At 58.3% G+C, this 26348-nt stretch carries 21 protein-coding genes; 10 read left to right on the forward strand and 11 right to left on the reverse strand.

The features are described 5' to 3' along the window. Positions 1-20: 20 nt before the first annotated feature. The 9 genes from bamA to rpsB form a co-directional block, all read right to left on the reverse strand. Positions 21-2369 carry an outer membrane protein assembly factor BamA gene (bamA, locus tag KO536_RS08035; protein ID WP_133077723.1) on the reverse strand — a complete coding sequence of 783 codons (2349 nt, stop codon included), beginning with the start codon at positions 2367-2369 and terminating at the stop codon, positions 21-23. 75 nt (positions 2370-2444) lie between these two features. Next, positions 2445-3797: a sigma E protease regulator RseP gene (gene rseP, locus KO536_RS08040; RefSeq protein ID WP_219261624.1), complete on the reverse strand. Its 1353-nt coding sequence runs from the start codon at positions 3795-3797 to the stop codon at positions 2445-2447. Between the two features lie 43 nt (positions 3798-3840). Next, positions 3841-5028 carry a 1-deoxy-D-xylulose-5-phosphate reductoisomerase gene (gene ispC / locus KO536_RS08045; RefSeq protein ID WP_133077725.1) on the reverse strand — a complete coding sequence of 396 codons (1188 nt, stop codon included), beginning with the start codon at positions 5026-5028 and terminating at the stop codon, positions 3841-3843. Beyond that, a complete protein-coding gene (locus KO536_RS08050; protein ID WP_219261625.1) occupies positions 5025-5831 on the reverse strand; it encodes a phosphatidate cytidylyltransferase in 807 nt (268 codons plus the stop codon). Before KO536_RS08050 ends, ispC begins: the two co-directional genes overlap by 4 nt. Next, on the reverse strand, positions 5831-6586 hold the full coding sequence (gene uppS / locus KO536_RS08055; RefSeq protein ID WP_133077727.1) for a polyprenyl diphosphate synthase: 756 nt from the start codon (positions 6584-6586) through the stop codon (positions 5831-5833). Before uppS ends, KO536_RS08050 begins: the two co-directional genes overlap by 1 nt. 15 nt (positions 6587-6601) lie before the next feature. After that, complete coding sequence (gene frr / locus KO536_RS08060) at positions 6602-7159, reverse strand: ribosome recycling factor (protein ID WP_019822187.1); 558 nt, start codon at positions 7157-7159, stop codon at positions 6602-6604. Beyond that, the gene (gene pyrH, locus KO536_RS08065; RefSeq protein ID WP_003440426.1) at positions 7156-7899 is read right to left on the reverse strand and encodes a UMP kinase; all 744 of its coding nucleotides are present in this window, start codon (positions 7897-7899) and stop codon (positions 7156-7158) included. The genes frr and pyrH overlap by 4 nt, the downstream gene beginning before the upstream one ends. A 208-nt stretch (positions 7900-8107) precedes the next feature. After that, positions 8108-8977 carry a translation elongation factor Ts gene (gene tsf / locus KO536_RS08070; RefSeq protein ID WP_133077728.1) on the reverse strand — a complete coding sequence of 290 codons (870 nt, stop codon included), beginning with the start codon at positions 8975-8977 and terminating at the stop codon, positions 8108-8110. 206 nt (positions 8978-9183) lie between these two features. Beyond that, entirely contained in the window at positions 9184-9927 is a 744-nt protein-coding gene (rpsB, locus tag KO536_RS08075) for a 30S ribosomal protein S2 (RefSeq protein ID WP_016781981.1), read from the reverse strand. 489 nt (positions 9928-10416) lie between these two features. Between rpsB and map the strand changes: the two genes are divergently transcribed. Genes map through dapC form a run of 3 tightly spaced genes read left to right on the forward strand, consistent with a single transcriptional unit; the run spans position 10417 to position 15255 of the window. Next, the gene (gene map, locus KO536_RS08080) at positions 10417-11271 is read left to right on the forward strand and encodes a type I methionyl aminopeptidase (RefSeq protein ID WP_257622854.1); all 855 of its coding nucleotides are present in this window, start codon (positions 10417-10419) and stop codon (positions 11269-11271) included. A gap of 55 nt (positions 11272-11326) precedes the next feature. Further along, on the forward strand, positions 11327-14029 hold the full coding sequence (locus KO536_RS08085; protein WP_219261627.1) for a [protein-PII] uridylyltransferase: 2703 nt from the start codon (positions 11327-11329) through the stop codon (positions 14027-14029). 26 nt (positions 14030-14055) lie between these two features. Beyond that, a complete protein-coding gene (dapC, locus tag KO536_RS08090; protein WP_219261628.1) occupies positions 14056-15255 on the forward strand; it encodes a succinyldiaminopimelate transaminase in 1200 nt (399 codons plus the stop codon). Positions 15256-15410: 155 nt separating this feature from the next. Here the strand turns inward: dapC and KO536_RS08095 are convergent, their stop codons facing one another. Continuing rightward, on the reverse strand, positions 15411-17057 hold the full coding sequence (locus tag KO536_RS08095; protein WP_133077732.1) for a Na+/H+ antiporter: 1647 nt from the start codon (positions 17055-17057) through the stop codon (positions 15411-15413). A gap of 282 nt (positions 17058-17339) precedes the next feature. Here KO536_RS08095 and KO536_RS08100 point away from each other — a divergent pair, with 282 nt between their 5' ends. The 4 genes from KO536_RS08100 to KO536_RS08115 are packed head-to-tail and all read left to right on the forward strand — an operon-like array spanning position 17340 to position 20383. Then, complete coding sequence (locus tag KO536_RS08100; RefSeq protein WP_228795906.1) at positions 17340-17648, forward strand: arsenate reductase; 309 nt, start codon at positions 17340-17342, stop codon at positions 17646-17648. 35 nt (positions 17649-17683) lie between these two features. Then, complete coding sequence (gene dapD / locus KO536_RS08105) at positions 17684-18718, forward strand: 2,3,4,5-tetrahydropyridine-2,6-dicarboxylate N-succinyltransferase (protein WP_133077733.1); 1035 nt, start codon at positions 17684-17686, stop codon at positions 18716-18718. A 58-nt stretch (positions 18719-18776) separates the two neighbouring features. Next, positions 18777-19982 carry an aminotransferase class V-fold PLP-dependent enzyme gene (locus KO536_RS08110; RefSeq protein ID WP_219261629.1) on the forward strand — a complete coding sequence of 402 codons (1206 nt, stop codon included), beginning with the start codon at positions 18777-18779 and terminating at the stop codon, positions 19980-19982. Continuing rightward, positions 19979-20383: a SufE family protein gene (locus KO536_RS08115; protein WP_133077735.1), complete on the forward strand. Its 405-nt coding sequence runs from the start codon at positions 19979-19981 to the stop codon at positions 20381-20383. The genes KO536_RS08110 and KO536_RS08115 overlap by 4 nt, the downstream gene beginning before the upstream one ends. A 175-nt stretch (positions 20384-20558) precedes the next feature. On the opposite strand, the gene tcdA is transcribed toward KO536_RS08115, so the two are convergent. Further along, positions 20559-21368, reverse strand: a complete 810-nt coding sequence (gene tcdA, locus KO536_RS08120; RefSeq protein WP_133077736.1) for a tRNA cyclic N6-threonylcarbamoyladenosine(37) synthase TcdA — start codon at positions 21366-21368, stop codon at positions 20559-20561. Between the two features lie 275 nt (positions 21369-21643). Between tcdA and KO536_RS08125 the strand changes: the two genes are divergently transcribed. The 3 genes from KO536_RS08125 (at position 21644) to KO536_RS08135 (ending at position 26300) form a co-directional block, all read left to right on the forward strand. Next, entirely contained in the window at positions 21644-24235 is a 2592-nt protein-coding gene (locus KO536_RS08125) for a glycosyltransferase (protein ID WP_133077737.1), read from the forward strand. Positions 24236-24339: 104 nt separating this feature from the next. Then, a complete protein-coding gene (dapE, locus tag KO536_RS08130; protein WP_219261630.1) occupies positions 24340-25491 on the forward strand; it encodes a succinyl-diaminopimelate desuccinylase in 1152 nt (383 codons plus the stop codon). Continuing rightward, complete coding sequence (locus KO536_RS08135) at positions 25491-26300, forward strand: putative RNA methyltransferase (protein WP_219261631.1); 810 nt, start codon at positions 25491-25493, stop codon at positions 26298-26300. The genes dapE and KO536_RS08135 overlap by 1 nt, the downstream gene beginning before the upstream one ends. Positions 26301-26348: the final 48 nt, after the last annotated feature.

The following is a 26348-nucleotide window of genomic DNA, read 5'->3' on the forward strand; positions in this document are numbered from 1 at the left end:
TCTGTATCTAAGGTCAGGCTTTAGAAAGTCTGGCCGAGGGAGAATTGGAACACTTGAGTGTCTGCGTCATCCGGTTTCTTGATCGGCATGGCCAAGCTAAAGCTCAACGGGCCAAGCGCAGTCACCCAGGTCACACCAACACCAACAGAACTGGCCATATTGCTGAAGCTGATATCGCAATCCTTGGTTTCGCCCTTGCAGTTGGTGTCAAACACGTTACCCACATCCCAGAACACGGAGGTACGCAGGGAACGCTGGTCTTTCACAAACGGCATAGGGAACAGAACCTCGACACCACCCTGGATCAGCACGTTACCACCAAATGGCAGCGGGTCCTGGTCCGGGTCAGCAATGGTGCCCGGGTTTTTACCGGTACTTGGCGTACTGCGAGGGCCAAGAGCGCTGTCCTTGAAGCCACGTACCGAGTTGAAACCACCGGCGTAGTAGTTCTCGTAGAACGGCAAGCCCGCAGTCGAACCGTAACCATCACCATAGCCCAACTCTGTGTGCAAACGCATGGTGTAGGTATCGGTCAACGGCTGGAACAACTGGGCGCGATAATCAAGTTTGTAGAACTGCAGGTCGCTGCCCGGGATTGTCGTCTCGAGCACCAGGCTCTGCGAGCTGCCGCGAGTTGGCAATACCCCTTTGTTCAGGGTCGACTCAGACCAGCCAACCGACGCCTTGAAGTTGAGGTACTTGTCACCTTCACGGTTTACGAAGTCGAAAATCTCGTCAACGGTGTACTGACCCGTGCTGATTTCATCCTGCTGCACAGTCAAGCCGTAGGTCAGACGCGATGTGTCGCTGATCGGGTAGCCCATGGTGATACCAGCGCCCAGGCTGTCCACCGAGTAGTTTGCTACGTCAACGTCGAGATCTTTGTAGTCGGTGGTGCGGTAGAACGCGTTGTAACCCAGGCTCACGCCATCAGCAGTCCAGTACGGATCAACGTAGCTGAAGTTGTAGCGGCTCTGGTATTCGCTGCGCGTCAAACCAAGGCTGACCTTGTTACCCGTACCCAGGAAGTTGTTCTGGGTGATCGAGCCGCCAAGGATCAAACCGGCGCTCTGGGCAAAACCGACGCTTGCAGTGATCGAACCCGACGCCTGTTCTTCAACTGCGTAGTTTACGTCCACCATATCGTCAGTACCCGGCACTGCCGGGGTTTCGACGTTCACTTCTTTGAAGAAGCCCAGGCGCTCGAGGCGGACCTTGGACTGATCAATCAGGTAAGTCGACGCCCAGCCACCTTCCATCTGACGCATTTCGCGACGCAGCACTTCGTCTTCCGACTTGGTGTTACCGCGGTAGTTGATGCGGTTTACGTAAGCACGCTTGCCCGGATCAACCACAAAGGTGATGGCAACGGTGTGATTTTCAGGGTTTGGCTGAGGTACGCCGTTAACGTTGGCGAAGGTGTAACCCTCGTTACCCAGGCGACGGGTAATCAGCTCGGAGGTGGTGGTCATCAGCTTGCGCGAGAACACCTGGCCCGGCTGAACAAGCAACAGCGACTTGATCTGGTCTTCCGGAACCTTGAGGTCACCGCTCAGTTTCACTTCGCCGACGTTGTATTTCTCGCCTTCATTCACGTTGACGGTGATGTAGACGCTTTTCTTGTCGGGAGTGATCGAAACCTGGGTCGAAGCGATATCCATATTGATATAGCCACGATCGAGGTAGTAAGAGCGCAGGCGCTCAAGGTCACCCGACAGTTTTTCACGTGCGTACTTGTCGTCGTTCTTGAAGAACGACAACCAGTTCGTGGTTTTGAGCTCGAACAGGTCAACCAGGTCAGATTCCGGGAAAACCGTGTTGCCCACCACGTTGATGTGCTGGATAGCGGCAACAGTGCCTTCGTTGATGTTGACCTTCAAGGCAACGCGGTTACGCGGCTCGGACACCACTTCGGTGTCGACAGTCGCCGAGTAGCGGCCCTGGGCAACATACTGACGTTGCAGTTCGTTACGCACACCTTCAAGGGTAGCGCGCTGGAAAATTTCACCTTCGGCCAGCCCCGACTGTTTAAGACCTTTCATCAGGTCATCAGTGGAGATCGCCTTGTTCCCGTCAATGGTGATGCTGGAGACAGAAGGACGCTCGACAACCGTGATAACAAGCACGTTGCCATCACGACCCAGTTGGATATCCTGAAAGAACCCGGTTTTGAACAACGCACGAGTGGATTCCACCAAACGGCGGTCATCCGCTACCTCACCCACGTTCAGGGGCAACGCACCAAACACGCTACCGGCGGAAACCCGCTGGAGCCCGTTGACACGGATATCAGAGATAGTGAAGGACTCGGCGTGAACTTCGGCGATCATCAGTACGGCGAGAACCGCAGTTAGCAGCAGACGTTTCATGAAGTCCTTTCTTATTCCAACTGGCAATAAACAAACTGCCGCAAAATGCGGCAGATTCGCAATTCAGCGAAGCGTTTACAGACGGCCCAAATCGTTGATCAAGGCAAGCAACATCACCCCGACCACCAAACTGATACCGATCTGCATTCCCCAACCCTGCACCCGATCCGACAAGGGACGACCACGCGCCCACTCGATCAGATAAAACAACAAATGCCCCCCATCCAGTACTGGTATGGGCAACAAGTTCAGAACCCCCAGGCTTATGCTCAGATAAGCCAGAAAATTCAGGAAATCCGCAACACCCGACTGGGCAGAAGCGCCCGCCACTTTAGCAATGGTTATCGGTCCACTCAAGTTTTTTACCGAGAGCTCACCGAACAACATTTTCTTGAGTGAGTCGAGCGTCAATATGCTCATGGTCCAGGTACGTTTTGCCCCTTCCCCGATTGCAGCAAGCGGGCCGTAACTGACCTCCCGGATCATCGCTGGTGGCCAGTCGACACCTTTAACCCCGGCTCCCAGGTAACCCGTAGCGTCCTTGCCTTCGCCCCGAGCAGCCAGCGTGACAGGAATATCAACAGGGACGCCATCGCGCTCGACGTGCAGCACAACACGACTGCCTGGACGCACACGCACCCAGTCCACGACTTGCTGCCAATCCTTGATAGCCTGATCGTTCATCGCCAGCAGTTTGTCGCCAGCTTTAAGCCCGGCAGCCTGGGCAGGACCTTTCGGATCCAGCTCCGCCAGAACCGCAGGCAACTCGGGGCGCCACGGATGAATCCCCAGAGAGGTGATCGGGTTCGGTTCGTCAGCGCCCTTGAGCCAATCTTTTAATACCAGCTGATGCGACGCCTGGGCGGTGGAGCCCGGCTCACTCACAACAACCTGCAGAGAACCGCTCTCACCCAGACGGCGAACCAGTTGCAGATTAACGTTGGACCAGCCCGTCGTCGGCTCGCCATCAATGGAAATGATTTCCTGACCCGCTGCCAAACCGGCCTGGGCCGCCAGACTGCCGCTTTCTACCGAACCAATGACAGGGCGCACTTGCTGGCTGCCCATCATTGCCAGCACCCAGAAAAAGGCCATCGCCAACATGAAGTTGGCAATTGGCCCCGCCGCGACGATGGCAATGCGCTGACCCACGGTCTTGCGATTGAAAGACTGGTCGAGCTGGTCGGCCGGTACTTCGCCTTCGCGCTCGTCGAGCATTTTTACGTAGCCACCCAACGGTATGGCTGCGACAACAAACTCGGTGCCCTGGCGATCATGCCAGCGCAGCAAAGGCGTACCGAAGCCCACGGAGAAACGCAGAACCTTGACGCCGCAACGACGCGCCACCCAAAAGTGACCGAATTCATGAAAAGTGACCAGCACCCCCAATGCCACCAGGGTGCCAACAATCATATAGAGTGCGCTCATCTACTTTCTCCGCGATTCTGTCCGGGTCCGGCAATCACCACTTTTAGCCGTTACGACTCAACCACTGTTCAGCCAGCATCCGGGCTTTGCCGTCAGCGGCAAATACCGCTTCCAATTCATCTACGGCAACCACAGGCTCGCTATTCAATACATCTTCGATGATACGGGCGATCTGTGGGTAACGGATGCGCCCGTCCAAAAAGGCAGCCACTGCCACCTCGTTTGCCGCATTGAGCATCGCCGGGGCGCTATTGCCTGCCAGCGCAGCCTCTCGAGCCAAACGCAAACAAGGGAAACGTTGCTCGTCAGGACGCTCGAAGTCCAGCCGCGCGACCGCAAAAAGATCCAGTGGTGCAACACCCGAATCAATACGCTCAGGCCAGGCCAGGGCATTGGAAATCGGTGTTCGCATATCCGGATTACCCAACTGCGCCAGTACCGAGCCATCCACGTAATCAACCAATGAATGAATCACGCTCTGCGGATGAATCACCACTTCAACTTGATCCGGCCGGGCATCGAACAACCAGCACGCCTCGATCAGCTCCAGCCCCTTGTTCATCATGCTCGCAGAATCTACGGAAATCTTGCGCCCCATCGACCAATTGGGATGAGCGCAGGCTTGATCCGGCGTGACGTGCTCAAGCTCTGCCAGCGGTGTTTCACGGAAAGGGCCACCAGACGCCGTCAGCAAAATGCGACGAACGCCCACATTACCCAGTCCCCGCGCAAAGTCTTGCGGCAAGCACTGGAAGATCGCGTTGTGTTCACTGTCGATAGGCAGCAAAACCGAACCGCTGCGACGCACAGCCTGCATGAACAGGTCGCCCGTCATCACCAGCGCTTCTTTGTTGGCCAACAGGATCTTCTTGCCGGCATTGACCGCTGCCAGCGTCGGGCGCAGACCTGCAGCACCGACGATTGCCGCCATCACCGAGTCGACTTCAGGGGCAGACGACACCTGGCACAAGCCCTCCTCACCCACCAACACCTCGGTGTTGAGCCCGGCAGCGCGCAGATCTGCCTGCAACTGGACGGCAGCACCTTCATGGGGCACCACAGCAACCTGAGGCCTGTGCTTGATGCACAAGGCCAGTAACTCGGCGAGACGACTGTAGCCACTCAGGGCAAATACCTGATAACGATCAGGGTGACGCGCAATAACATCCAGGGTACTCAGGCCAATGGAACCCGTAGCCCCCAGAACAGTAATCTGTTGTGGACGACTCATGAGGCAGCCATCCACAGCAATACAGCAAATACAGGGATCGCCGCCGTCAGGCTGTCGATGCGATCCAGAACACCACCATGGCCCGGCAGCAGGTTACTGCTGTCTTTAACACCGGCCTGGCGCTTGAACATGCTCTCTGTGAGGTCACCCACCACCGAAATCAGTACGATCAAGGCAGCACCTACCAGCGCAGCAAACATCTGTGAGGCGCTCCAGTCACGCACAATACCTACTGCAGCGGTGATCAGCAGGCTCAGTAACAGACCGCCAAAAACACCTTCCCAGCTTTTACCCGGGCTGACTTTAGGGGCGAGCTTGCGCTTGCCAAATTTGCGACCTGAAAAATAAGCGCCGATATCTGCGCCCCACACCAGAACCATCACTGCCATGATCAGCCAATTGCCCAACGGCATCGCCTTGATCAAAACCAGACCTTGCCAGGCTGGCAACAGGATCAACAGGCCAATCACCAGCTTGGTTGCAATACTCGACCAATGCACAGCGGATTGCGGAAAGGTCAGCACCAGAAAGGTTGCCAGCGCCCACCACAACACCGCCGCACCCAGCACCCACGGCGCCAGATCAGGAAAAATGTGCAAACCAAAGAGCAGCAAGGCCACTACCGCTGCAAATAAAACCCGTGCAGATTGAGCCTCAAAACCTGCAAGACGGGCCCACTCCCAGGCCCCCAAGGTAACGACCAGGCCTATAAACAGCGCAAAGCCGCTACCCTCAAGCAGGAAAAAGCCGCACAAGGCAATTGGCAGCAAGATAAGTGCAGTGATGATTCGTTGTTTAAGCATTAAATCCGGGCTCCAGCCTCAACCTGCTCGCTCGTTTTACCGAAGCGGCGCTGGCGAGAAGCGAAATCAGCCAATGCATGACGCATGGCCTCGTGTTTGAAGTCCGGCCAGAACAGGTCGGAGAAGTACAACTCGGAATAGGCGAGCTGCCACAGCAAGAAATTGCTGATGCGATGCTCGCCACCGGTGCGAATACACAGGTCAGGCAAAGGCAGATCGCCCGTTACCAGACAGGTTTGCAGCAACTCCGGCGAAATGTCCTCAGGCTGCAAGTGGCCTGCCTGGACTTGACGCGCCAGTTGCTGCGCAGCCTGGGCAATGTCCCACTGACCACCGTAGTTAGCGGCAATCTGCAAGACAAAGCGACCTTCGCCCACCGTCATTTCTTCCGCTTCACGCATCGCCTTTTGCAAGTCGGGATGAAAGCGTGAGCGGTCGCCGATGATCCGCAGACTGATCTCGTTTTCGTTGAGGCGCTTGGCCTCACGACGCAGTGCCCTGAAGAATAAATCCATCAAGGCACTGACTTCAGCCGCAGGACGCCGCCAGTTTTCACTGGAGAACGCGAACAGGGTGAGTACCTCGACCTTGGCCTCGACACACACCTCAATGACCGCACGAACTGCATCCACACCTGCTTTATGCCCGGCAACACCCGGCATAAAGCGTTTTTTCGCCCAGCGATTATTACCGTCCATGATGATCGCGACATGTCGCGGAACAGATGACGGATCAGCCTGCTTCGTCTTTTCCATAAAACGCCCTGACCCTTATACGGCCATCAGGTCCGCTTCTTTCTGCTTGGTGGCCACTTCAATATCAGCCACGGCCTTGTCGGTCAGCTTCTGAATGTCATCAGCAGCACGACGCTCTTCGTCTTCGCTGATTTCCTTTTCCTTGACCAGGTCTTTCAACTGGCTCAACGCGTCACGACGGATATTGCGCACGGCAATACGCGCATCTTCAGCTGCGTCACGAGCCTGCTTGGCGAAAACCTTACGGGTTTCTTCAGTCAGAGCTGGCATGGAGATCAGCAACAATTCGCCCAGGTTGGTCGGATTGAGGTTCAGGCCCGCGCTCTGGATTGCCTTGTCTACTGCGCCAAGCATGTTGCGCTCGAATGCAACAACTTGCAGGGTGCGCGAATCTTTAACCGTGATGTTGGCTACCTGGCTGATCGGAGTATCCGAGCCGTAGTAAGGCACCATCACGCTGCCCAGGATGCTTGGGTGGGCCTTGCCGGTACGAATCTGGCCAAATGAATGGGCCAGGGATTCCAGCGATTTCTGCATGCGCGTTTGAGCGTCTTTCTTGATTTCGTTGATCATTGTTGACCTTCCTCGATCAGAGTGCCTTCAGCACCGCCATGGACAATATTAAGCAGGGCGCCAGGCTTGTTCATATTAAATACACGCAATGGCATTTTGTGGTCGCGGCACAGACAGATAGCCGTCAGGTCCATCACACCCAGTTTGCGATCCAGAACTTCATCGTAAGTCAGATGATCGAACTTCTCGGCATGGGGATCTTTGAATGGATCTGCGGTATACACGCCGTCAACCTTGGTTGCCTTGAGCACCACATCAGCGTCGATTTCAATGGCGCGCAAGCAGGCCGCCGAATCCGTCGTAAAGAATGGATTACCGGTACCCGCAGCGAAAATCACCACATCCTTGGCATTGAGATGGCGCATGGCCTTACGACGATCGTAATGATCGGTCACGCCAACCATGGAAATAGCCGACATAACGATGGCAGAGATATTCGCACGTTCCAGCGCATCGCGCATGGCCAGGGCGTTCATCACGGTAGCCAGCATGCCCATATGGTCGCCCGTTACACGGTCCATACCGGCGGCGCTCAATGCAGCACCACGGAACAGGTTGCCACCACCAATTACCAATCCTACCTGAACGCCGATGCCGACCAACTGGCCCACTTCCAGCGCCATGCGGTCGAGTACTTTGGGGTCGATCCCGAACTCTTCAGAGCCCATCAGGGCTTCGCCGCTTAGCTTGAGTAGAATGCGTTTATAGCGAGCTTGATAACCACTGCCCTGCTGAGCCATTGCGAATCTCTCCTGCCGCGTTTTATTAAAAATCTGTGCGAGGCCATTTTGCAGCCTGCGCATACTCTAGCTGTGGTACTGCACAGCAGCACCATCGGAACACGATTTTGCAAACCGGTTCCGTCGAGAAGGGAAAAACCCCTCCCATTTGAAAAGAGGCTGCGCGCGTGAGCGGGCAGCCTCTTCGGGTCGACAGTTGTAAACCGTCTTATTGCTTGCTTGCAGCCACTTGTGCAGCAACTTCTGCAGCGAAGTCATCAACTGGCTTCTCGATGCCATCACCTACTTTGAAGTAAGTGAAGGAAACGATTTCAGCGCCGGCTTTCTTGGCCAGGTCGCCGACTTTGATTTCCGGATTCTTAACGAAAGCTTGCTCAACCAGGCTGGCTTCGGCCAGGAACTTGCTGATGCGACCGGCAACCATTTTTTCAACGATTTCTGCTGGCTTGCCTTTGATCTTGTCTTCGTTGAGGCTCATGAACACGGTTTTTTCGCGTTCGATAGCATCAGCGGAAACTTGCGATGGCAGCAGGAACTCAGGGTTGCTTGCAGCTACGTGCATGGCGATGTCACGAGCCAGCTCAGCGTTGCCGCCTTTCAGAGCCACTACAACACCGATCTTGTTGCCGTGCAGGTAAGCGTCAACAACGTCACCTTCGATGCGCGCCAGGCGACGAATGTTAACGTTCTCGCCTACTTTACCAACCAGAATCAGACGAGCTTCTTCTTGAGCGGCGATCAGCGGAGCTGCGTCGGTCAGTTTGTCAGCAAACGCTTTTTCAACGCTGGCAGCGACGAAGTTTTTGAAGTCTTCTTGCAGAGCCAGGAAGTCGGTTTGCGAGTTGACTTCAAGAATGACGGCCGACTTGTTGTCGTCCGCAACTTTAACTGCGATAGCGCCTTCAGCAGCAACGTTGCCTGCTTTTTTGGCTGCCTTGATGGCGCCCGAAGCACGCATGTCATCAATGGCTTTTTCGATGTCGCCGCCAGCCTTGGTCAAGGCTTTCTTGCAATCCATCATGCCTTCGCCAGTACGCTCACGCAGTTCTTTAACCAACGCTGCAGTAATCTCTGCCATTTCAAAATTCCTCTTGGATAGGTTTTCAACCATTCCACCCGACCGAACGGGCGTTCAATTCGTTTGAAGCGCACCCCGAATCAACTGTGCAGGTCGCCATCTGATACAGATACGACAAACATGGTTACAACAAATGGATTTCGAGGTGGCAAAAAGGGGGCCAAGCCCCCTTTTTGCGTACTGAGTAAACGCTAGGCGTTAATTACTCAGCCTTCAACTACCGCTGCAGCTGGAGCTTCTTCGACGAAAACGTCGGTGCCGCCAGCAACGTGGTTACGGCCTTTGATCACAGCATCAGCCATCGCACCCATGTACAGCTGGATAGCGCGGATTGCGTCATCGTTACCCGGGATGATGTAGTCAACACCTTCTGGGCTGCTGTTGGTATCGACAACGCCGATTACCGGGATACCCAACTTGTTAGCTTCGGTGATCGCGATACGCTCGTGGTCAACGTCGATAACGAACAGAGCGTCTGGCAGACCGCCCATGTCCTTGATACCACCCAGGCTACGATCCAGCTTCTGCAGATCGCGAGTGCGCATCAGCGCCTCTTTCTTGGTCAGCTTGGCGAAAGTACCGTCTTCTGCCTGGATTTCAAGGTCACGCAGACGCTTGATCGAAGCACGAATGGTTTTGAAGTTGGTGAGCATGCCGCCCAACCAGCGGTGATCCACGTACGGCGAACCGCAACGTGCTGCTTCTTCAGCAACGATCTTGCCAGCGGAACGCTTGGTGCCGACGAACAGAATCTTGTTTTTGCCCTGGGCCAGACGCTCTACGAAAGTCAGAGCTTCGTTGAACATTGGCAGGGTTTTTTCAAGGTTGATGATATGGATCTTGTTACGCGCGCCAAAGATGTATTTACCCATCTTCGGGTTCCAGTAACGGGTTTGGTGACCGAAGTGCACACCGGCCTTCAGCATATCGCGCATATTGACTTGGGACATGATAGTTCCTTAATAAGTCGGGTTAGGCCTCCACGTATCCCAACGACCAACCAGCAGCTTCAAAGCTGAAGGCACCCAGGTCATCGTGTCGACACGTGTGTGGGTTTGTGCTCTGCGGGCTATACCCGCAAAGCGGCGCATTTTATACCACAAGATGGTCAATAAACGAAGCACGGATTCTGATTTTATTGCCAAGCCGTTGCATGGCAAGGGTTTACGTCAGATTTTGCGCTTGCCGCTGACCTGACAATGTTACTGCCGCCACTGAAATATTCCAAACACCACTGAGTACATATCCATTCGATGCATCACGGCTTTCTACAGGTGCGCCCTTACGAAAAGATCAAAAACCAGATCAAAATCTGACTCATTGGACCTGCACCTTTTTTACCCAGGCCCTGAAATAGAACCAGACTGTCCATTCTATTAATAGAAGCGATGGCAACAGGCCCATGATTAACGCCGACCGTCTGTTAGAATCGCGTTTTTATGACGGTGTGCAGCGACAAACAGCACACCCGCAATCCTGATGATGAGCGCCAACGCGCGAAGAGAGCCCGAATGACCGTCACCCTCAAAACCCCCGAGGACATCGCAAAAATGCGTGTCGCCGGCAAACTGGCCGCCGAAGTCCTGGAAATGATCGCCGAGCACGTCAAGCCCGGCGTGACCACCGAAGAGCTGGACCGCATCTGCCACGACTATATTGTCAACGTGCAGCACGCCATCCCTGCTCCGCTCAACTATAAAGGCTTCCCGAAGTCTATCTGCACCTCGATCAACCACGTGGTGTGCCACGGCATCCCTGGCGACAAGGTCCTGAAAGACGGCGACACCCTGAACATCGATGTCACCGTGATCAAGGACGGCTACCACGGCGACACCAGCCGCATGTTCCACGTCGGCAAGGTACCGGTCTGGGCCGAGCGCCTGTCGCAGGTGACTCAGGAATGCATGTACAAGGCCATCGAGATCGTCAAACCGGGCTGCCGCCTGGGCGATATCGGCGAAGTGATCCAGAAGCACGCTGAAAAGAACGGCTTCTCGGTGGTTCGCGAGTTCTGCGGCCACGGTATCGGCAAGGTCTTCCACGAAGAACCGCAAATCCTGCACTACGGTCGCGCTGGCACCGGCATGGAGCTCAAGGCAGGCATGACCTTCACCATCGAGCCGATGATCAACCAGGGCAAGGCCGACACCAAGGTGCTGGGCGATGGCTGGACCGCCATCACCAAGGACCGCAAGCTGTCCGCACAGTGGGAGCACACCCTGCTGGTGACCGAGACCGGCTACGAGATCTTCACCCTGCGCAGCGATGACACCATCCCGCGCGCTTCGGCCTGATACTTGCCTGTTGCCACCGTATAAACAGAAAAAACCACGATAGGAATGCCAATCGATGCCGCAGGTGGATCCAGAACTTTTTGACCGCGGCCAGTTCCAGGCCGAGCTGGCATTAAAGGCAAGCCCCATTGCCGCTTTCAAAAAGGCGATCCGCCAGGCACGCGAGGTGCTCGACGAACGCTTCAAAAAAGGGCGCGATATTCGCCGCCTGATCGAAGATCGTGCATGGTTCGTCGACAACATCCTGCAACAGGCGTGGGATCAGTTCACCTGGAGCGACCAGGCGGACATCGCTCTGGTCGCAGTCGGCGGTTATGGCCGCGGCGAACTGCACCCCTACTCCGACATCGACCTGTTGATCCTGCTGGACAACGCCGACCACGAAATTTTCCGCGATTCCATTGAGCGTTTTCTGACGCTTCTCTGGGACATTGGCCTGGAAGTCGGCCAGAGCGTGCGGTCGGTGGCCGAGTGCGCAGAGCAAGCCCGTGCCGACCTGACCATCATCACCAACCTGATGGAAAGCCGCACCGTTGCTGGTCCCGAGCATCTGCGCCAGCGCATGCTGGACGTCACCAGCACCGAGCACATGTGGCCCAGCAAAGACTTTTTCCTGGCCAAGCGCGCCGAGCAGAAGGCTCGCCACCACAAGTACAACGACACCGAATACAACCTGGAACCCAACGTCAAAGGCTCCCCTGGCGGCCTGCGCGATATCCAGACCCTGTTGTGGGTAGCCCGCCGCCAGTACGGGACCCTGAACCTGCGCGCCCTGGCGGGCGAAGGCTTTCTGGTCGAAAGCGAGCACGCCCTGCTCGCCTCATCCCAGGAGTTTTTGTGGAAGGTGCGCTACGCCCTGCACATGCTCGCAGGCCGCTCCGAAGACCGCCTGCTGTTCGATCATCAGCGCAGCATCGGCGAGTTGCTGGGCTTTGCCGGCGAAGATGCCAAGCAAACCATCGAAAACTTCATGCAGCAGTACTACCGGGTGGTCATGAGCATTGCCCAGCTCAGCGACCTGATCATCCAGCACTTCGAAGAGATCATCCTCGCTCCCGAAGACGAAGCGCCGCCAACGCCCTTGAACTCACGCTTCCAGTTGCACGATGGCTATATCGAAGCCACCAGCGACTACGTGTTCAAGCGCACGCCCTTCGCTATGCTCGAAATTTTCCTGCTGATGGCCCAACACCCTGAAATCAAGGGCGTACGGGCCGACACAATCCGCCTGCTGCGCGAACATCGCTACCTGATCGACGACGATTTCCGTAAAGACATTCGCAATACCAGCCTGTTTATCGAGCTGTTCAAGTGCAAGATCGGTATCCACCGCAACCTGCGCCGCATGAACCGCTACGGCATTCTCGGACGCTACCTGCCCGAATTCGGCTTTATCGTCGGGCAGATGCAGCACGACCTGTTCCACATCTATACGGTCGACGCCCATACCCTGAACCTGATCAAGCACCTGCGTAAGCTGCAATACACCCAGGTATCAGAGAAATTCCCGCTGGCCAGCAAGCTGATGGCCAAGCTGCCAAAACCCGAACTGATCTATCTGGCCGGGCTGTACCACGACATCGGCAAAGGCCGACACGGCGACCATTCCGAAATTGGCGCAGTGGATGCCGAGGTGTTCTGCATTCGCCACCAGTTGCCGCTGTGGGACACGCGCCTGATCGTCTGGCTGGTGCAAAACCATCTGGTGATGTCCACCACCGCTCAACGCAAAGACCTGTCAGATCCGCAGGTCATCCATGACTTTGCCCAGATCGTGGTCGACGAAACTCATCTCGACTACCTCTATGTACTGACCGTCGCCGACATCAACGCCACCAACCCGACGCTGTGGAACTCCTGGCGCGCCAGCCTGTTGCGCCAGCTCTACACCGAAACCAAGCGTGCCTTGCGTCGCGGCCTGGAAAACCCGGTAGACCGCGAAGAACAGATTCGCCAGACCCAAAGTGCTGCGCTGGACACCCTGGTACGCAATGGCAACGATCAGGATGATGTGGAGCAGCTCTGGTCACAGCTGGGTGATGACTACTTCTTGCGCCACACCTCGGCCGACGTAGCCCTGCACACCGAAGCCATCCTGCAACAGCCCGCCGATGGCGGGCCGCTGGTGCTGATCAAGGAAACCACCCAGCGCGAGTTCGAGGGCGGCACGCAGATCTTCATCTATGCACCCGATCAGCACGACTTCTTCGCCGTGACCGTGGCGGCCATGGACCAGCTCAACCTGAACATCCATGACGCACGCATCATCACGTCCAGCAGCCAGTTCACCCTCGACACCTATATCGTGCTCGACAACGACGGCGGCTCCATCGGCAACGATCCGGCGCGCATTGAAAAAATCCGCAAGGGCCTGACCGAAGCCCTGCGCAACCCGGACGACTACCCGACCATTATCCAGCGCCGGGTACCGCGCCAACTGAAACACTTTGCCTTCGCGCCCCAAGTGACAATCCACAACGACGCCCAGCGCCCGGTCACCGTACTGGAACTCAGCGCCCCAGACCGTCCGGGCCTGCTGGCCCGGATCGGGATGATCTTTCTGGAGTTCGACCTGTCGTTGCAAAACGCCAAGATCGCCACCCTGGGCGAGCGCGTCGAAGACGTATTTTTCATTACCGATGCACACAACCAACCGTTGTCCGACCCACAGCTGTGCATGCGCCTGCAGGAAGCGATCGTCGAACAACTGACGGTCAACCAGGATTCAACCCCAGAACCGTGGCGCCTTAGCATTTAACCGCCGCCGAGTGAGACCCGCACCCCATGAACAACGCTCTAAACCAGCTTCAGCCTTACCCGTTCGAAAAACTGCGCGCCCTGCTTGGCAGCGTGCAGCCCAATGCCGACAAGCGACCGATTGCGCTGTCGATTGGCGAACCGAAACACCGCTCGCCGGACTTCGTGGCCAAGGCACTGGCTGACAATCTCGACCAGATGGCGGTCTACCCGACCACCCTGGGCATCCCCGCGCTGCGTGAAGCCATCGCTGGCTGGGCCGAGCGTCGCTTCAACGTGCCAAAAGGCTGGCTAGACCCGGCGCGCAATATCCTGCCGGTCAACGGCACCCGTGAAGCCCTGTTCGCCTTCACCCAAACCGTGGTCAACCGTGGCGACGACGCACTGGTCGTCAGCCCGAACCCGTTCTATCAGATCTACGAAGGCGCAGCCTTCCTTGCCGGGGCCCAGCCGCACTACCTGCCATGCCAGGCCGAACATGGCTTCAACCCGGATTTCGACGCGGTATCGGCCGAGACCTGGAAGCGCTGCCAGATTCTGTTCCTGTGCTCACCGGGCAACCCGACCGGCGCACTGATCCCCCTCGACACCTTGAAAAAACTCATCGCCCTGGCCGACGAACACGATTTCGTGATCGCTGCCGACGAGTGTTACAGCGAGCTGTACTTCGACGAGCAAACGCCGCCAGTGGGCCTGCTCAGCGCTTGCGTGGCACTGGGCCGTGAAGACTTCAAGCGTTGCGTGGTGTTCCACAGCCTGTCCAAGCGCTCGAACCTGCCAGGCCTGCGCTCAGGCTTCGTGGCGGGCGACGCCGAGATCCTCAAGGCATTTTTGCTGTATCGCACCTACCACGGCTGCGCCATGCCGGTACAAACCCAGCTGGCCAGCATTGCCGCCTGGAATGACGAGGCTCACGTACGCACCAACCGCGATTTGTATCGCGAGAAATTCGATGCGGTGCTGGCGATCCTGGCCCCGGTACTGGACGTACAGCGCCCGGATGGCGGGTTTTACCTGTGGCCAAGGGTTGAGGGCGACGACGCCGGGTTCTGCCGCGACCTGTTTGCGCAAGAGCACGTGACCGTGGTGCCGGGCTCTTACCTGTCCCGTGAAGTCGACGGTTTCAACCCTGGAGCAGGACGGGTACGCATGGCACTGGTCGCGCCACTGGCTGAGTGCGTAGAAGCCGCCGAGCGCATTCGCGACTTTATCCAGCGCCGGGGCTGAACCCCTCGACACTGACCCGCTCCCACACAATGGCACTGCAAGGCGCTATAAAACCGGTGGGAGCGGGCTTGCCTGCGATGCCATCAACTCGGTCTGACTGACAAACCGCGGCGATACAATCGCGAGCAAGCCCGCTCCCACACAAGGCTGGTGTATTACTTCACCGACCCCAGATTGGCCTCGCTCAAGTCCAGATCCTTGAGAATCTCGCTCAATGCGTCATCCCCGATTTCGTGATGACGTCTCAAGCTGTAAAGCTCCAGCCGTTGCGCCCTGAGCGCCTTGAGTCGCAGCCGGCTTTCCAGCTGGTCCATCTGGGTCGCCAGTTCCTGCGCCTGCGCCGTGTCGTTATACACCTCAAGTTGATGACGATATTCGGACATGATCCGCGCCTTCAACTCAGCCGCCAACGCTGCCTGAGCGGCATCCTGCTGCCCAACTGCCTCGACCACGTCTTCAGCTTCCAGCGCGTGGATCGCCGCCTCGGCAGTGCGTCGCCAGGCTTCTCGCACTTCATTGCGCATGGCATCGTCCGGGCTTTTTTCAATCCCGCGCAACAACAAGGGCAGCGCAATGCAAGCCGCCACCAGAGACAGCAGGATCACCCCCGCAGCAATAAAGATCAGCAGGTCACGCTCGGGAAAATCCAGCCCCTCGTTCAGTAACAGCGGTATGGACATCACACCCGCCAGCGTCACTGCGCCGCGCACACCCCCGACGGTCAAGAGCCAGCAGGAGCGTGCAGTCGGCACCATTGTCAGCTCACCCTTGCCGCGCAGGCGGCGCAACAGGCCGGACAAACGCCAGATGCTCTGTACCCAGATAAATCGCAGCGCCAGCAACACCAGAAAAATCGCCACGACATCCAGGCAGCGATACATCAAGGCGGGCCACAGTGTTGGCTCCAGGTGGACCACAGCCTTGATGATGTCCGGCAGTTGCAGGCCCAACAGCAAAAAGATCAAACCGTTGAACGCAAACTCCAGCAGCGACCACACACTGCGGTTAAGCATCCGGGTGCTGGTCTGGCGCGGCAACAGGTCCAGCCAGCTCTGCATCATCCCTGCAGCAACGGCTGACAAGATACCCGACGCGCCCAGGCGCTCGGCCAGCACATAGGCCGCAAAAGGCAGCAGCAACATAAACACCACGTGGGTTGCCGGGTCATCCCAGCCACGGGCGATCATCCACGAGCGCAGGCGCCCCACCAGCCAGCTCAGGGCCACACCGATGGCCAAACCGCCGCACGCCACCAGCACAAACGCCAGGCTGGCATTGGTCAGGGAAAACACCCCGGTAATGGCGGCCACCAGTGCAAACTTGAATGTCACCAGGCCCGTCGCATCATTCATCAATGCCTCGCCTTGAAGCATGTGCATCAAGGGTGCGGGCAAACGATTTTGCGCGATGGCCGATACCGCCACGGCATCGGTGGGTGACAGCACCGCCGCCAGCGCAAACGCCACCGGCAAGGGGATGGTCGGCAATAGCCAGTGAATGAAATAACCTGCACCCACCACCGTGAACAGCACCAACCCGACCGCCAGCGTCAGGATCGGCCCGCGCAGGCGCCAGAACTCGCGTTTGGGCATGCGCCAGCCATCCGAGAACAGCAGCGGCGGCAGGAACAGAAACAGGAACAGTTCTGGCTCCAGGGCCACGTGCAGGCCCAGGGTCGGCCAGGCCAGTACAGCGCCAGCAGCAATCTGCACCAATGGCAAAGGCAAGGGAATCAAACGCCCCAATAGACGCGAGACTCCCACCAGCATCAGCAGGATGAGGACGGTATAGGCGGTTTGCATATCGACAAGGTTCCCAAACAATCAGCTTCTACTAGACACAGCTAGCAACATTTTTGCATTGCAGGTCATAGTAGCCGCTGGCGATACATCTGGAGCCTGAACATAAGTCGCAGTGCGACGACATGTCACAAGAACATGAGATGCTCAAGCCATCCACGCCCAAGCACGCTGCCCATGGCATAATCCGCGGCTGATCATTTTCACGCATCTCCAAGGGGGGCAATTTCCGTGACCGATTCAAGCAAGACGTTGCACCTTTTCGGCATCAAAGCCTGCGACACCATGAAAAAGGCTCGCACCTGGCTGGATGAACATGCTGTGCGCTACGACTTCCATGACTACAAAAGCAGCGGCATTGACCGTGAACACCTGACCCAGTGGTGCAACGAGCACGGCTGGCAAGTGGTGCTCAATCGCGCAGGTACAACCTTTCGCAAGCTCGACGACGAACGCAAAGCCGATCTCGACCAAGCCAAAGCCATTGAACTGATGCTCGCCCAACCCTCGATGATCAAGCGCCCTGTGCTCGATCTCGGTGACAAAACCCTGATTGGCTTCAAGCCAGATCTTTATGCGGCGGCCCTTCTTTAAGCGACCGCCCATTTATTTTTGTAAGAGGTAATTGCATGTCTACTACCCTGTTCAGCGCAGCCTTCGGCGTCGGCACCCAAAACCGTCAAGGCGCATGGCTGGAAGTGTTCTACGCACAACCCCTGATCAATCCATCGGCCGAGCTGATCGCAGCCGTAGCCCCAATCCTGGGCTACACCGGCGGCAATCAGGCAATCACCTTTACCACCGCGCAAGCAGCACAAATGGCTGAAGCCGTTAAACCGGTCGATGCAGCTCAAGCAGCCCTGCTGACCCGTCTGGCCGAAAGCCACAAGCCGCTGGTCGCCACTTTACTGGCCGAAGATGCCGCGCTGACCTCAACGCCAGAGGCCTACCTCAAGCTGCACCTGCTGTCCCATCGCCTGGTCAAGCCCCACGGCCTGAACCTGGCCGGTGTGTTCCCGCTGCTGCCGAACGTGGCCTGGACCAGCCAGGGCGCCATCGACCTGAGCGAGCTGGCCGAGCGTCAACTCGAAGCGCGCCTGCGTGGCGAACTGCTGGAAGTGTTCTCGGTCGACAAGTTCCCGAAAATGACCGACTACGTGGTGCCGGCAGGCGTGCGTATCGCTGACGCGGCCCGTCTTCGCCTGGGTGCTTACATCGGCGAAGGCACCACCGTGATGCACGAAGGTTTCGTCAACTTCAACGCGGGCACCGAAGGCCCGGGCATGATCGAAGGCCGCGTCTCGGCTGGCGTATTCGTCGGCAAGGGTTCGGACCTGGGCGGCGGTTGCTCCACCATGGGCACCCTGTCGGGTGGTGGCAACATCGTGATCAAGGTGGGCGAAGGCTGCCTGATCGGCGCTAACGCCGGTATCGGCATCCCGCTGGGCGACCGCAACACGGTTGAATCCGGCCTGTACCTGACGGCTGGCACCAAAGTGGCGCTGCTGGACGAAAACAACCAGCTGGTTAAAGTACTTAAAGCCCGTGACCTTGCAGGCCAACCTGACCTGCTGTTCCGTCGCAACTCGCAAACCGGCGCTGTGGAATGCAAAACCCACAAGTCGGCCATCGAGCTGAACGAAGCACTGCACGCTCACAACTAAGCGTTTATCTGCCACTGACGAGGCTGGTTTCCAGCCTCGTCAACAGAGCCCGAACACCATGCTTTTGCCTTCTCCCTGGCGCGCTGACTTCCCAGCCATCGCCGCCTTGCAACGTCAGGACCAGACTTATCTGGACAACGCTGCAACCACGCAAAAACCCCAAGCCCTGCTCGACGCACTGACGCACTACTACGCCAACGGCGCAGCCAACGTGCACAGGGCCCAACACCTGCCGGGTGCTCACGCGACCCAGGCATTCGAAAACACCCGCCACAAAGTGACGCAATGGCTCAATGCCGGCGAATGCGGGCAAATCGTTTTCACCCACGGCGCCACCTCGGCCCTGAACCTTCTGGCCTATGGCCTGGAGCATCAATTCAATGCGGGCGATGACATTGTTATCAGCGCCCTGGAACACCACGCCAACCTGCTGCCGTGGCAACAGCTTGCCCAACGTAAACAACTGAACCTGGTGGTATTGCCACTGGATGCCGATGGCGTCATCGACCTCGATGCGGCCGCTCGCCTGATCACCCCGCGCACCCGCCTGCTGGCCGTGAGCCAACTGTCCAACGTACTCGGCGTGTGGCAGCCCTTGCCCGCGCTGTTGGCCCTGGCCAAGGCACAACATGCACTGACGGTGGTTGATGGCGCACAAGGGGTGGTCCATGGCCGGCATGACGTGCAAGCGCTGGGCTGCGACTTCTACGTATTTTCCAGCCACAAACTCTACGGTCCCGACGGGCTGGGCGTGCTGTTCGGTCGCCACGAAGCACTGGCCCGATTGCAGCACTGGCAGTTTGGCGGCGAGATGGTGCAAGAAGCCGACTACCAGCACGCCACCTTCCGCCCCGCCCCGCTCGGGTTTGAGGCTGGCACTCCGCCGATTGCCAGCGTGATCGGGCTGGGGGCAACCCTCAACTACCTGGCCAACCTCGATCAGGCCGCCGTCCAAGCCCACGAAGCAGCGCTGCACGCGCTACTGGTCGATGGCTTGAAACAGCGCCAAGGCATTCAACTGCTCGGGTCGCCACACTTGGCGCTGGTCAGCTTTGTGGTTGAGGGCGTGCACAACGCCGACCTGGCCCACTTGTTGACCGAACAGGGGATTGCCGTTCGCGCCGGGCATCACTGCGCCATGCCGCTACTGAAAAGCTTTGGGCTGGCCGGTGCCATCCGTGTCTCGCTGGCGCTGTACAACGACTCGGAAGATCTGGAACGCTTCTTCGACGCCCTTGATCAGGCTTTGGAGCTTTTGCAATGACCCTGCCCGCCGACGCCCAGGCCGCACTCGACAGTTTTGAGCACTGCTCGGGCTGGGAGCAGCGCGCACGCCTGCTCATGCAATGGGGCCAGCGCCTGGCGCCATTGAGCGACGCCGACAAAACCGATGCTCATCGCGTGCATGGCTGTGAAAGCCAGGTGTGGCTGGTGGGCGAACGGGTCGATGGCCATTGGCAATTTGCTGCCAGCAGTGATGCGCGACTGATTCGCGGTTTGGTGGCGTTACTGCTGGCGCGAGTCAATGGCTTGAGCACCGAGCAACTGCAACAGGTTGACTTGCCTGACTGGTTCGACCAGCTGGGTCTGAGCCGCCAGCTATCACCGTCGCGCAGCAATGGCTTGAACGCCGTGCTGCAGCGGATGCGGGAATTGGCAGGCTGAACCGCAGCGATACCTGTAGTCGCTGACGAGGAACGAGGCTGCGATTGGCTGCGTAGCAGTCATGAATTAGCCGTTCATGTGTAGCAGGAATCTCGAGGATTCAGACTGTGCGGGGTGCTACTCACCCCGATCGCAGCCTCGTTCCTCGTCAGCGACTACAAGGACCGCATCGCACTCATTCAGGCTTGACCCGCTCCGAAGGCCGGCGCACGCCCGCTACGATTTTGTCCACCGCCTTGGTGGCCGCGACCATGCCGAAGGTCGCCGTCACCATCATCACCGCGCCAAAACCACCGGCGCAGTCCAGTTTGACGCCATCACCGACAAAGCTCTTCTGCAGGCAAATACTGCCGTCCGGCTTGGGATAGCGCAGCTGCTCGGTGGAGAACACGCATGGCACGCTGTAATGGCGCGTCATGGTCCGCGAAAAGCCATAGTCGCGGCGCAAGGTCGAACGAACTTTCGAGGCCAGCGGGTCATTGAACGTGCGGTTCAAGTCACAGACCTGAATCAGCGTCGGGTCGATTTGCCCGCCCGCACCACCGGTCGTGATGATCTGGATCTTGCGGCGCTTGCACCAGGCAATCAGTGCTGCCTTGGCATTGACGCTGTCGATGCAGTCGATCACGCAGTCAATATTCGGGGTGATGTACTCGGCCATGGTTTCGCGCGTCACGAAATCCGCGACTTCGTGAACGATGCAGTCCGGGTTGATCTGACGCAGACGCTCGGCCATCACCTCGACCTTGTCCCGACCAATGGTCGTGCTCAAGGCGTGCAACTGCCGGTTGCTGTTGCTGACGCAAACGTCATCCAGGTCAAACAGCGAAATTTCGCCCACACCGCAGCGCGCAATCGCTTCCGCAGCCCAGGACCCGACACCGCCCACACCGACGATCGCCACATGTGCCGCCTTCAGTCGTTCAAGGCCTTCCAGCCCATATAACCGGGCTACACCAGCAAAACGTGGATCTTCTGTACTCATGACCAACCCCCAAAAACCGGCGCGCATTATAGGGGGATGACATGACATTGAGTATTTTTCCTACAAGCTATCCGACCAAGACTGCTTTAATGGCCTATAGAGTAGGAAGACAAGAGCTACAAGAAATAAATAAAGAACTTAAGTTCGCTGCAACTGCCAAATGCCAGACCCAATTCCATCAGCTATACGATAGGTCTGAGCACAGTGTAGGATGCGCGCCGCTTGGCACCCGCCGACCGATCTTCGTTCCACTCCCTTTGGAACCCGAAATAGTTATGTCATCGCGTAAATTTGGACTCAACCTGGTGGTGGTACTGGCCATTGCCGCACTGTTCACAGGCTTCTGGGCGCTGATCAATCGCCCGGTGTCTGCACCCAACTGGCCCGATCAAATCTCCGGTTTTTCGTATTCGCCGTTCCAACAAGGCCAGTACCCGCAGAAAGACCAGTACCCGACCGACGATGAAATGCGTCGCGACCTGGAGATCCTCAGCAAGCTGACCGACAACATTCGGACCTACTCGGTCGACGGCACCTTGGGTGATATCCCCAAGCTGGCGGAAGAGTTCGGTTTGCGCGTGACCATCGGGATCTGGATCAGCCCTGATCTGGAGCGCAACGAACGCGAAATCCAGAAAGCCATCGAGCTGGCCAATAACTCGCGCAGCGTCGTGCGGGTTGTGGTGGGTAACGAAGCCCTGTTCCGTGAAGAGATCACGCCAGAAGACCTGATCGTGCTGCTGGATCGGGTCCGGGCCGCAGTCAAGGTGCCTGTCACCACGTCCGAGCAATGGCATATCTGGGAGAAATACCCGCAACTGGCCAAGCACGTTGACCTGATCGCCGCGCACATCCTGCCGTACTGGGAGTTTATCCCGGTGGACAAGGCCGGTGAGTTCGTACTGGACCGTGCCCGCGACCTGAAAAAACTGTTCCCGAAAAAGCCCCTGCTGCTGTCGGAGGTTGGCTGGCCGAGCAATGGCCGCATGCGCGGTGGCGCTGATGCCACCCCGGCCGACCAGGCGATTTATCTGCGTACGCTGGTCAACACCCTGAACCGTCGCGGCTACAACTACTTTGTGATCGAAGCCTTCGACCAGCCGTGGAAGGCCAGCGATGAAGGCTCCGTAGGCGCGTACTGGGGCGTGTACAACGCTGCACGCCAGCAAAAATTCAACTTTGAAGGCCCGGTGGTCGCCATCCCGCAATGGCGCGTACTGGCCATTGGTTCGGTGGTGATGGGCTTGCTGTCGCTGGCGCTGCTGTTGATCGACGGCTCCGCACTGCGCCAGCGGGGTCGCACCTTCCTGACCTTCACCGCGTTCCTGTGCGGATCGGTGCTGGTGTGGATCGGTTACGACTACAGCCAGCAATACAGCACATGGTTCAGCCTGACCGTCGGCTTCCTGCTCGGACTGGGCGCGCTCGGGGTTTTTATTGTCCTGTTGACCGAGGCCCATGAACTGGCCGAGGCGGTCTGGACGCATAAGCGGCGACGAGAGTTCCTGCCGGTCGAAAGCGACGACGCCTATCGCCCGAAAGTCTCGATCCATGTGCCCTGCTACAACGAGCCGCCAGAGATGGTCAAACAGACCCTCGATGCCCTGGCGAACCTCGACTACCCCGATTTCGAAGTGTTGATCATCGATAACAACACCAAGGATCCGGCAGTCTGGGAGCCCGTGCGCGACTACTGCGCCACCCTGGGCCCGCGCTTCAAGTTCTTCCACGTGGCCCCCCTGGCCGGCTTCAAGGGCGGCGCGCTGAACTACCTGATCCCGCACACCGCGCCGGATGCCGAAGTGATTGCTGTGATCGACTCCGATTACTGTGTGGATCGCAACTGGCTCAAGCACATGGTGCCGCACTTTGCCGATCCGAAAATCGCCATTGTGCAATCGCCCCAGGACTACCGCGACCAGAACGAAAGCACCTTCAAGAAGCTCTGCTACTCGGAATACAAGGGTTTCTTCCACATCGGCATGGTCACCCGCAACGACCGCGACGCGATCATTCAGCACGGCACCATGACCATGACCCGACGTTCCGTGCTCGAAGAGCTCGGCTGGGCGGACTGGTGCATCTGTGAAGACGCCGAGCTGGGCCTGCGCGTATTCGAAAAAGGCTATTCCGCAGCGTATTCCCACAACAGCTACGGCAAGGGCCTGATGCCTGACACCTTTATCGACTTCAAGAAACAGCGATTCCGCTGGGCCTACGGTGCGATTCAGATCATCAAGCGTCACACCTCAAGCCTGTTGCGCGGTAAAGACACTGAACTGACCCGTGGCCAGCGCTATCACTTCCTCGCGGGCTGGCTGCCGTGGGTGGCCGATGGCATGAACATCTTCTTCACCGTGGGCGCCCTGTTGTGGTCGGCGGCGATGATTATCGTGCCGACGCGGGTCGATCCGCCGCTGCTGATTTTCGCCATCCCGCCATTGGCACTGTTCGTGTTCAAGGTCGGCAAGATCATCTTCCTGTACCGCCGTGCCGTGGGGGTTAACCTCAAGGATGCGTTTGCGGCAGCACTGGCCGGGCTGGCGTTGTCCCACACCATCGCGAAAGCGGTGCTGTACGGATTCTTCACCACCAGCATTCCGTTCTTCCGGACACCCAAGAACGCCGATAACCACGGCTTCTGGGTCGCCATTTCGGAAGCCCGTGAAGAAGTGTTCATCATGCTGTTGCTCTGGGGCGCGGCGCTGGGGATCTTCCTGGTCCAGGGTCTGCCAAGCAACGACATGCGCTTCTGGGTGGTGATGTTGCTGGTGCAGTCGCTGCCGTATCTGGCGGCGCTGATCATGGCCTTTATGTCTTCGCTGCCCAAACCGGTGGACGCGGCACAAGAGCAACCGGCTGCATAAATTGACTGCAACCTCCTAAACGGCGGCCTCTGGCCGCCGTTTTGCTTTAAGATAACCGCCCTTTCTCGCCCGCCCCGCACATGCCCTGCTTCGGAGTCCACACCATGACGGCCCACGCCGACCTTTCGCCGACCCTGCAACTTGCCTGCGATCTGATCCGTCGCCCTTCCGTGACCCCGATCGACGCCGATTGCCAGAAGCTGATGATGCAGCGCCTGGGCGATGCCGGTTTCAAGCTTGAGCCGATGCGCATCGAGGACGTAGACAACTTCTGGGCCACCCACGGCAAACACGAAGGCCCGGTGCTGTGCTTCGCTGGCCACACTGACGTGGTACCGACCGGCCCGGTGCAAGCCTGGCAAAACGACCCGTTCGACGCGCTGATCGATGAACACGGCATGCTCTGCGGCCGTGGCGCCGCAGACATGAAAGGCAGCCTTGCCGCCATGCTGGTGGCGGCCGAGCGTTTCGTCGCCGACTACCCGGACCACAAGGGCTCGGTCGCATTTCTGATCACCAGTGACGAAGAAGGCCCGGCCCATCACGGCACCAAGGCCGTGATCGAGCGCTTTGCTGCCCGTAACGAGCGTCTGGACTGGTGCATCGTCGGTGAACCGTCAAGCACTTCCCTGGTGGGCGATGTGGTCAAAAATGGCCGTCGCGGCTCCCTGGGCGCCAAGCTCACCGTTCGCGGCGTTCAAGGCCATGTGGCCTACCCGCACCTGGCCAAGAATCCGATTCACCTGGCAGTACCTGCGCTGACCGAACTGGCCGCCGAGCATTGGGATAACGGCAACGCCTTCTTCCCGCCGACCAGCTTCCAGATTTCCAATCTGAACTCCGGCACGGGCGCAACCAACGTGATCCCGGGGGATCTGGTGGCGGTCTTCAATTTCCGCTTCTCCACCGAGTCCACCGTTGAAGGCCTGCAAAAGCGCGTGGCGGACATACTGGACAAGCACGACCTGGACTGGCACATCGACTGGGCGCTATCCGGCCTGCCGTTCCTGACCGAGCCGGGCGCCCTGCTGGACGCGGTGTCGTCGAGCATCAAGCAGGTCACTGGCCGCGAAACCAAAGCGTCTACCAGCGGCGGGACTTCGGACGGGCGCTTTATCGCGACCCTGGGTACCCAGGTCGTCGAACTGGGACCGGTCAACGCGACCATTCACCAGGTCAACGAGCGGGTTCTGGCCAGCGATCTTGATGTACTGACCGAGATCTACTACCAAACCCTGATCAAGTTGCTCGCCTGATGCTCGCCTGCCCAATTTGCAGTGCACCGCTGAACGCGGTCGACAACGGCGTGGCGTGCCCGGCCGGGCATCGCTTTGACCGCGCCCGCCAGGGTTATTTGAACCTGCTGCCCGTGCAACACAAGAACAGCCGTGACCCTGGCGATAACCAGGCAATGGTTGAAGCCCGCCGCGACTTTCTCAATGCAGGCCATTACGCGCCCGTGGCCAAGCGCCTGGCCGAACTGGCGAGGGAACGAGCGCCGCAACGCTGGCTCGACATCGGTTGTGGCGAGGGTTACTACACCGCGCAAATCGCCGAGGCACTGCCCAACGCCGATGGCTACGCACTGGATATCTCCCGCGAGGCGGTCAAGCGCGCCTGCAAACGCAGCCCGCAACTGACCTGGTTGATCGCCAGCATGGCCCGCGTGCCACTGGCCGATGCCAGCTGCCAGTTTTTGGCCAGCGTCTTCAGCCCGCTGGACTGGCTTGAAGCCAAACGCCTGCTCAGCCCGGGGGGCGGCCTGATGCGTGTTGGCCCGACTCGCGGGCACTTGATGGAGCTGCGCGAACGGCTGTACGACGAAGTGCGCGACTACGCAGACGACAAGCATTTGGCCCTGGTGCCCGAAGGCATGCAGGTGCAGCACAGCGAGACACTGGAATTCACCCTCAGCCTGAGTGAGCCCCAGGATCGCGCCAATCTGCTGGCCATGACCCCCCATGGCTGGCGCGCCAGTGCCGAGCGTCGCGCCCAGGTCATCGAACACCCCGAGCCTTTAGTGGTGACGGTGTCGATGCGCTACGATTACTTCGTGCTTCAATAACCAACTTTACGGCCAAGGGCACACGCCCTTGGCCCGATTAATCCGCGA

Origin of the sequence: Pseudomonas sp. NKUCC02_KPG, from assembly GCF_019345465.1 — a bacterium.
Lineage (GTDB): Bacteria > Pseudomonadota > Gammaproteobacteria > Pseudomonadales > Pseudomonadaceae > Aquipseudomonas.